Raw genomic sequence first — 7,948 nt, 5'->3', positions numbered from 1 at the left:
GTGTCATTAAGTGATGATGGCGGATCTGTTCCTCCTGTCGGATTTGGGTTTTAACGGTGCAAGATGGAGGACTCTATCTGGGCGGGCCTTCATGATTGACATAAAGTGATATACTCAACTTTCCCACCGTCTTTCCCGCATGCTTTTGAGCGGGAATCCAGCGACTTCAATATTTTAGAGCCACTGGTTCTCCGCTGAATAACATACAGAGAAGACGAAAAACAGAGGTTTTGGATCCACTAGCAGCAAGAGGTGGGAAAGTTGAGTTACATTGAATAAATCTGACAAAGATTACTCACCGTCAACGATGTATAAGGACTATTCGATAAATGAATCGCTCTTCCACTGGCAAAGCCAGAGTACTACCGGCAGCGACTCAAATACAGGACAAAGATACATAAACCACCGCCTCCTTGGCAGCAAAATATTGCTTTTTGTAAGGGAATACAAAAAGAATGATTTTGGTACCGAGCCCTACACCTTCCTTGGCACAGCGAATTATGTATCCCACGAGGGGAGCAAACCCATGAACATTATGTGGAAGCTTGATGAACCGATCCCGGCAAAATACTTAAAGAAGACAAACCAACTGATAGCAGGTTAAATATGGTACGAGTAAGCGCAGCGATAATAAAAAACTCTGATAACGAAATACTGATCTGTCAGCGGGGGCCGGGAGGTTCCTGTCAGTTTTTGTGGGAATTCCCAGGAGGAAAGATCGAACTCGGCGAATCACCGGAAGAATGTCTTATCCGTGAATGCAGGGAAGAACTTGAAATAGATATTGAGGTCCAAGACCTTTTCGCGCAGACCACTTTCTCATACCCCGAAATGGATATCGAGTTTATGTTCTTCAGCGCATCATTAAAAAATGGGGTCGCTACTCCCTCTGTTCACAACTCCATTAAATGGGTCTTACCGGATAAACTCAAAGAGTACGAATTCTGCCCGGCCGATGTCTCTGTTGTTGAAAAGCTTAACGAGATTGAATAAAAGAGCCTATTTGCCTTGGTCATCAATATTATGTTGGTATATTGTTAGTTCTTCTATTGTTTTTGTTACTGTTCGCCACTCTTTCAGCTGTGCCATGGATTCTTTTATGCGAGAACGCCAATTGTGGGGTCAGGCCTACGCGATTTGCGGATACTTAACATAAGATGGATATGAACTGGGATGCGAGGACGACAAGTATCAGTGCCACCGGATATGTGGCGGCGTATGGCACGGAGACGTAGTCGGTGCGCGTCTCTGAGATAAGGACTCCAAGCGCCGGGGTACTCGTCATACCTCCGCATATCGATCCAAGGGTATTGAATATATCAAGTCCGAACATCTTCACTGCAATAAAATACACCGCCATCATAGGCAGAATGGTCATTCCGACTCCCGCTAAGAAAAGGACGGGGCCATGTTCCGTGAGGGTCGCGACAAAGCCCTTGCCCGCAGCTGCCCCGGCGCCTGCAAGAAAGAGCGCAAGCCCGAACTCCCGCATCGTCTCGAGGGTAGATTTCCTTACCTCAAGCGATATCGGGCCTATATGACCGAAATATCCTATCAGAAGTCCGGTAAGGAGAGGCCCGCCGGATGCTCCGAGGCTGAATCTGGCTCCTCCGGGAAGAGGTATCACTATCTTTGCGGCAATCAGTCCTGCGGCTATTGTCAGTACAAGAGGGAAAAAGCCGAAGGGGTCAATTTTTATAGATCCTTTTCCTGCAGCACCCTCCGGCTGCAGGTCCTGCCCACAGTCCATCACAGGCTTGGTCTTGCTGAAATCTATTTTAAGGATCTTGGGCACTATCTGTACAAAGAGGACCACACCGATGACACCAAAAGGATAAGCAATGCCATATCCTATGGATGCGCTCGGATCACCTGTCGCTTCGATAGCGGCAGCCAGTCCCGGGGTGCTTGTCAGTGCGCCGTTCATTATTCCTACGGCAAGAGGGACAGGGATCCCCAATATCTTTATTGAAGCCACACATAAAGCTGCGCCGGAGATGATCGTCACGGATCCTATTACCATGTAGGCAACGGCTTTGCTTTTGAGATTGCAGAAAAATACGGGACCTGCTATCAATCCCACAGATGCGACAAAACATACCAGGCCGATGTCGCGGACAGCGCCGGATATCTCCTGTCCAAAATGCCCGAAGATCAGGGCGACAAGGAGGACTCCCGATGTGCCGAGCCTGATGTTGAAGAATTTTATGCTCCCCAGGATATACCCGAGGGTAAGGATAAAAAACAAAATTTTTACGGAACTCAAAAAAAGCGCCCCCCGGGTAAAAATAAGATTTTACGGCGATTTTTCAGACACCGCTGTAATATTCTATATCAAAAAAGCCCTTAATAAAAATTTCCGGATATCAAAAATGATCATTCTGCGGCGGAGCCTCCGGGAGACATATCTGGCGCTTGTGTTTGGGTATTTTCAGACATTTAGGCATGATCATTTATGGGGTTGCAATTTATTGATCAGAGTGGTATTATTCCGCGCAATATATCTGAAGTTCGGGGGAAGCTGCATGAAATCATTTACCGACCTCACGAATAAGAATTTCAACAGCTGGTGGTGCGTCTAGCGTCCCGCCCGTATCTTGCTGTGCCGATACAGGGGGGCTGGAAGGGAGTAATTTCTTTCAGTCCCTCTTTTTTTATAAATGCACCACAGCAGCGCGCGCTAAAAAGATGAGAACAGACCAGAGAGTTTACAAGAGCTAAGAGGAGGATATCATCATGACAGAGAGATCACAAAATCAGGCAGGTTTTCCGGTAAAAGGCATCTACGGCGGATTCGGAGGCACATACGTTCCCAAAATGCTCGAGCCGATCCTTACGGAGATCGCGGAAGAGTACGAGAAATGCGCGGCAGACGAATCATTCAGGGAAGAATACCTCTCCCTTCTAAAGGACTACGTGGGACGTCCCTCTGCACTAACCGAGTGCAAAAACCTAACCAGGACAGTAGGGGGAGCCAGGATCTTCCTCAAGAGGGAAGACCTCAACCACACAGGGGCCCACAAGATAAACAACTGCATCGGACAGGCACTTCTTGCCAAAAGGATGGGAAAGAAAAAGATCATTGCTGAGACAGGGGCAGGCATGCACGGCGTTGCCAGTGCGACAGTAGCGGCCCTGATGGGCATGGAATGCGACGTCTACATGGGAGAAGTCGATATAAAGCGCCAGGCCCCGAACGTGCTCAGGATGAAAGCTCTTGGCGCAACAGTCGTATCTGTCTCTGAAGGACAGGGAACGCTCAAGGAAGCTGTGGATGCGGCACTTGCGGCATTATGCAGCGACACCTCCATCTTTTACCTTATCGGATCAGCTGTCGGGCCGCACCCATATCCGACTATGGTGCAGAATTTCCAGAAAATAATAGGCGAGGAAGCAAGGGCCCAGATGCTTGAACGGACCGGATCCCTGCCGGACGCCGTCATCGCATGTGTAGGCGGCGGAAGCAATGCGATAGGAGCCTTCACAGCCTTCATCGAAGACAAGGATGTCCGACTTATCGGTGTCGAACCGTCAGGAAGAGGACTGACATACGGAAATCACGCCGCCAGTCTCACAAAGGGTTCCCCCGGAGTCCTTCATGGGTTCAAAAGCTACGTTCTCACCGATGATAAAGGCGAACCCGCCGAGGTCTATTCGATCGCAGCCGGACTTGATTACCCCTCAGTCGGACCGGCGCACGCCGCCCTCAAGGAGAGCGGTCGCGCAGAGTACATATGCGCAAGCGACGAAGAAGCGCTTCATGCATTCAGGCTTCTTTGCAGGACAGAAGGTATAATCCCCGCGCTTGAGAGCTCCCATGCACTTGCCGGAGCGATAAAGATCGCTCCGGAACTCAGTCCGGAGCAAAAGGTACTCGTTAACCTCTCGGGTCGGGGGGATAAGGATATGGAGATTATAGCCGCAATTGGGATTTAGAGCGGCGCTAGCTCAGCAATGTTCGCGGCCCTTCGCTTCGGAGTATTCATATACCCTTTAGCTAGGGCTGCTTCGCATTGCGTCGCTGTCACTCCGGTCTGCCCCCTGTTTCCCGTAGTGAGCTAAGTAGTTTACAGGATCTATAATGGGACTGCGAAATTAATTTGGCGCCGGTCTCAAGAGAAGGAGAATTTTTTATGGCACATCCGGATATACAGAAATTTGCAGATATGTTGTATGAAGCTGAGAGGATGCGTGAGCCGATCGAGGCTCTTACAGACATGGATCCCTCTTTGACGGCCGACGACGCATATGCGATCCAGTTAGCGAATGTTGATCGTTATGTCAAAGAAGGCAGAGTCATTTCCGGCAAGAAGATCGGTTTGACTTCGGAGGGGATCCGAATGCAGCTTGGAGTGCACGAACCTGACTATGGGCATCTGTATGCTCATTGGGACTGTTCGGACGGAGTGATCCGTTCGGATGAACTGATCGTTCCGAATATCGAATGCGAGGTCGCGTTCATCTTAAAGGAGGATCTGGCCGGCGGAGCGGTAACTGCCGACGATGTACGGAAAGCGACCGATCACGTGTGCGCGTCATTTGAGATCGTTGATTCCAGAATTAAAAACTGGAAGATCAAACTTCAGGATACTATTGCGGATGACGGGTCTTCCTGCCGATATGTATTGGGAAAGAAAAAAGTCAATATTTATGATGTCGATCTGCCAAAGGTGCATTTGGATTTCTATAAGAACGGCGAAAAAATTATGGAAGGAGAAGGCTCTGCGGTGATGGGCGATCCTGCCAATACGGTCGCCTGGCTGTCGAATAAACTATGGTCGTACGGCGTGACCCTGAAGAAGGGCGAGGTCATTCTTTCCGGCGCTTTTACATCTGCTCCTCCCGCGCGCAAGGGAGAGCACTGGAAGGCAGACATGGGGGAACTCGGCACAGTGGAGTGCGATTTTATCTGACATGAAAAATTTATTAAGGGAAAAGATGCTTCGGGGGGAGAAGTGCGTCGGTCCTTTTATATGGATGGGCGGCGCATCTGTCGCGGAGGCAATGACTTTCACTGGCGCTGATTTTATGGTACTCGATACCGAACACGGTGTATTTGACATCGAGTCGGTACAGTCGATGATCCGTGCGGCACAGAAGGGCCGGGTGACCTGCTGCGCAAGGATCAAAGACTGCTCGCGTCCGTCGGTATTAAAAATGCTGGATGTCGGCGCACAGGCCCTGATCATTCCGGATATCCGGTCCGTAGAGGAAGTCAGGCAGCTTGTCCGGTACGGTAAATACTTCCCGGTTGGAGAACGCGGCGTGGCGTTTGCCGGACAGTGCGGCTACGGCTATGCGGATTGGGTGGATAAAGGAGACCTGCAGGGATTCTTTGATATATGCAATAGGGAGACTCTCATTATCCCGCAATGTGAAACAAAGGAATGTCTTGAGGTGATAGAAGAAGTGGTCCAAATCGACGGAGTCGACGGGATCTTCATCGGCCCCTATGACCTGTCGGTCGGCCTTGGCGCCCCGGGGAAATTCGACACGCCGGGATTCAGGGCGGCAATGAGCCGAATATACAAGGCATGCAGGGAAGCCGGAAAGTTCTTGTTCGCATTCACGTTTGATCCCTCTGACTGCAGGAAGTTCTTTGATATGGGGGCAAACGCGGTATGTTTATCTTCCGATGTCGATACCTTCATAAACTCCATGAAGAAGATGATAAAAGAGGCGAAGGGGTAGGGGCGGACAAAAGGCGGGCAAGCGATTGGCGAGCAATAGGCAAGCGATTGATCAGGGGCGGAGAAGTGCGGCGTAAAATGCCGCGAAAAGCGGATGCAGTCTCCGCAAGCTTTTAACAACCGTTTCACTATTGTTTCACAACGGCTTCCCGCGACCGTATTTGTCGCAGTTTCCCCGCAATGCGAAGCGTTGCGAATTCTCCTCCTCCCTATTGAACTTAGCCTAGGATATGTCATAAAATATTATCATAATACTGTTGTTTTTATGACAACCGAAGAATATAATAACGGCGAGGGGAAGGATGAGTGTTATGAGTAAATTTGAAATGATCGCTGAAAGGATGAAAGAATTTCGGAAGAGCAGCGGATTGAGTCAAGCTAATATCGCCTGCTTCCTAGGTGTTGATCAAAGCCTGATCTCAAAAGCTGAAAACGGCGAACGCAGCCTTTCGGTTGAGATGCTTGAAAAACTTGCTGCTCTATACGGAGTAAGTATTTTGGCCTTTGAAGAAGACACTTTGCCGGTCAACCCACTTAAATTTGCTTTACGAGCAGGCGAATTGACAACAGCAGATATGGAGACTATCAGTGCAATAAACCGCATCGCGCTGAACTCTGAATTCATGGCTGATTTGCTTGCAGGAGAGCAAAGATGATCTGCAATACCGATATTATGACAAAATCAATTCAACTTAGAGCGAAACTTGGCGAGGATGCCAATTCACCCATTGATATATTTGCACTTGCGCAGGACATCGAACACCTGACGATCGTATATTATCCGATGGGTGGAAATCTAAGCGGGATCTGCCTGAAAGGTGCTTCCGGCAATAATGTCATAGCAATTAACTCTTCGATGACCGTGGGGAGACAACGCTTTTCATTAGCCCATGAGTTGTACCATTTATATTTCGACAAGAATATGACAGCTGTATGTGCCCAAAAAATCGGTGTTGGTCAGGAAACCGAGAAAGAAGCGGACTTGTTTGCGTCCTATTTCCTCATACCGGCTGCGGCGCTTCAAACAAAGGTTGAAATGCTGAAAGCAAAAAACAGCGACCATAATCTTTCAATTCATGATGTGATACGATTAGAGCATTATTTTCAAGTCAGCCATCAAGCTGCTGTCATACGGCTTAAAGAAGATAAGCTGCTGAATGCTGATGCAGCTGATGCGATGATGTCGGAAGGTGTCCGGCGACTTGCGGAAAGCATGGGATACAGTACCGAGCTCTACAAACCACTACCCGTCGAAAAACAGTATATGACTTATGGCAATTATATCGACCAAGCGGAACAAGTTTTAAAAAAGGGACTCGTGTCTGATGGGAAATATGAAGAGTTGCTCCTCTCTGCATTTCGCTCTGATCTGGTTTATGGTGACAATGAAGAAGGTGCGGAAGTAATTGACTGAACATCTCTTCTTTGACAATAATTGCCTTTTAGCTTTTTTGTGGGTCGGATACGAAAGTCTTCTCATAAAACTCTACCCAGGAAAAATTATGATCCCCGGGCATGTTTATATAGAGCTTTCTTCTCCCGGCGTTGATCACCTTCGGAGACGAGTCGATATGTTGTTAAATTCAGGTGTTGCCGTGCAAATCTCAATAGAATTGGACACGAAAGCATATATCATCTATCGCAAGCTGACCTCGTACCGGATGCCGGGCATAAAATTATCGGTAAGGGAGAAGCTGCAGCGATCGCACTTGCAAAATGCAACGATGGGATTTTGGCCAGTAATAACCTAAAAGACATTGCCGATTATGTAAGATATTATGGCTTGAAACACCTCACAACAGGCGATATCCTCAAAGAGGCTTTGGTACGCGGATTTATAGATGAACTGCAAGGCAATTTGTCATATCTTCTTTACTGCGAAGTTTGAGTTAATATCTCAACTTTCCCACCTCTTGCTACTAGTGGATTCAAAACCTCTGTTTTTCGTCTTCTCTGTATGTTATTTAGCGGAGAACCAGTGGCTCTAAAATATTGAAGTCGCTGGATTCCCGCTCAAAAGCATGCGGGAAAGACGGTGGGAAAGTTTGAGTTAATATGCTATAATACACAAGTAACAAAACTCTTATTCAGAGTGGCTGAGGGACTGGCCCTATGAAGCCCGGCAACCTGCGATAGACCGTAAGGTGCCAACACCTGCAAACCCGGAAGGGTTTGGATGATAAGGGGGAGACTGAAAACCGGCAAAATAGCCGGAAGCATGCCAGCATGCGGCCATTCCTCGTGAAAGGCCGCTTTTT

Annotated in this window: 8 protein-coding genes and 1 riboswitch; of the genes, 7 read left to right on the top strand and 1 reads right to left on the bottom strand. The window is 48.4% G+C overall.

Annotation, left to right across the window (positions count from 1 at the left end):
* The first annotated feature begins 271 nt into the window (after positions 1–271).
* Positions 272–604, top strand: a complete 333-nt coding sequence (locus LLF78_03630; GenBank protein MCE5201589.1) for a DUF3427 domain-containing protein — start codon at positions 272–274, stop codon at positions 602–604.
* Positions 605–606: 2 nt separating this feature from the next.
* Positions 607–993: an 8-oxo-dGTP diphosphatase MutT gene (gene mutT / locus LLF78_03625; GenBank protein ID MCE5201588.1), complete on the top strand. Its 387-nt coding sequence runs from the start codon at positions 607–609 to the stop codon at positions 991–993.
* A gap of 154 nt (positions 994–1,147) precedes the next feature.
* On the opposite strand, the gene LLF78_03620 is transcribed toward mutT, so the two are convergent.
* Complete coding sequence (locus LLF78_03620; protein ID MCE5201587.1) at positions 1,148–2,266, bottom strand: permease; 1,119 nt, start codon at positions 2,264–2,266, stop codon at positions 1,148–1,150.
* 470 nt (positions 2,267–2,736) lie between these two features.
* On the opposite strand from LLF78_03620, the gene trpB reads away from it, so the two are divergent.
* The 5 genes from trpB to LLF78_03595 all read left to right on the top strand — a co-directional run bounded on the left by trpB (position 2,737) and on the right by LLF78_03595 (position 7,104).
* Positions 2,737–3,936 carry a tryptophan synthase subunit beta gene (gene trpB / locus LLF78_03615; protein ID MCE5201586.1) on the top strand — a complete coding sequence of 400 codons (1,200 nt, stop codon included), beginning with the start codon at positions 2,737–2,739 and terminating at the stop codon, positions 3,934–3,936.
* 197 nt (positions 3,937–4,133) lie between these two features.
* Entirely contained in the window at positions 4,134–4,913 is a 780-nt protein-coding gene (locus LLF78_03610; GenBank protein MCE5201585.1) for a fumarylacetoacetate hydrolase family protein, read from the top strand.
* A 1-nt stretch (position 4,914) separates the two neighbouring features.
* On the top strand, positions 4,915–5,691 hold the full coding sequence (locus tag LLF78_03605; protein MCE5201584.1) for a hypothetical protein: 777 nt from the start codon (positions 4,915–4,917) through the stop codon (positions 5,689–5,691).
* Between the two features lie 310 nt (positions 5,692–6,001).
* Positions 6,002–6,346, top strand: a complete 345-nt coding sequence (locus tag LLF78_03600) for a helix-turn-helix domain-containing protein (protein ID MCE5201583.1) — start codon at positions 6,002–6,004, stop codon at positions 6,344–6,346.
* Complete coding sequence (locus tag LLF78_03595; protein ID MCE5201582.1) at positions 6,343–7,104, top strand: ImmA/IrrE family metallo-endopeptidase; 762 nt, start codon at positions 6,343–6,345, stop codon at positions 7,102–7,104. The genes LLF78_03600 and LLF78_03595 overlap by 4 nt, the downstream gene beginning before the upstream one ends.
* A 666-nt stretch (positions 7,105–7,770) precedes the next feature.
* Positions 7,771–7,876, top strand: a riboswitch (SAM riboswitch).
* Positions 7,877–7,948 lie beyond the last annotated feature (72 nt).

The organism is Synergistaceae bacterium, from assembly GCA_021372895.1.
GTDB lineage: Bacteria > Synergistota > Synergistia > Synergistales > Synergistaceae > JAJFTP01.
This window is presented reverse-complemented; position numbering and strand designations above follow the sequence as displayed.

Coding starts and splice junctions, on each gene's coding strand:
- mutT (MCE5201588.1), top strand. CDS start 607: ATGGTACGAGTAAGCGCAGCGATAATAAAAAACTCTGATAACGAAATA.
- trpB (MCE5201586.1), top strand. CDS start 2,737: ATGACAGAGAGATCACAAAATCAGGCAGGTTTTCCGGTAAAAGGCATC.
- LLF78_03610 (MCE5201585.1), top strand. CDS start 4,134: ATGGCACATCCGGATATACAGAAATTTGCAGATATGTTGTATGAAGCT.
- LLF78_03605 (MCE5201584.1), top strand. CDS start 4,915: ATGAAAAATTTATTAAGGGAAAAGATGCTTCGGGGGGAGAAGTGCGTC.
- LLF78_03600 (MCE5201583.1), top strand. CDS start 6,002: ATGAGTAAATTTGAAATGATCGCTGAAAGGATGAAAGAATTTCGGAAG.
- LLF78_03595 (MCE5201582.1), top strand. CDS start 6,343: ATGATCTGCAATACCGATATTATGACAAAATCAATTCAACTTAGAGCG.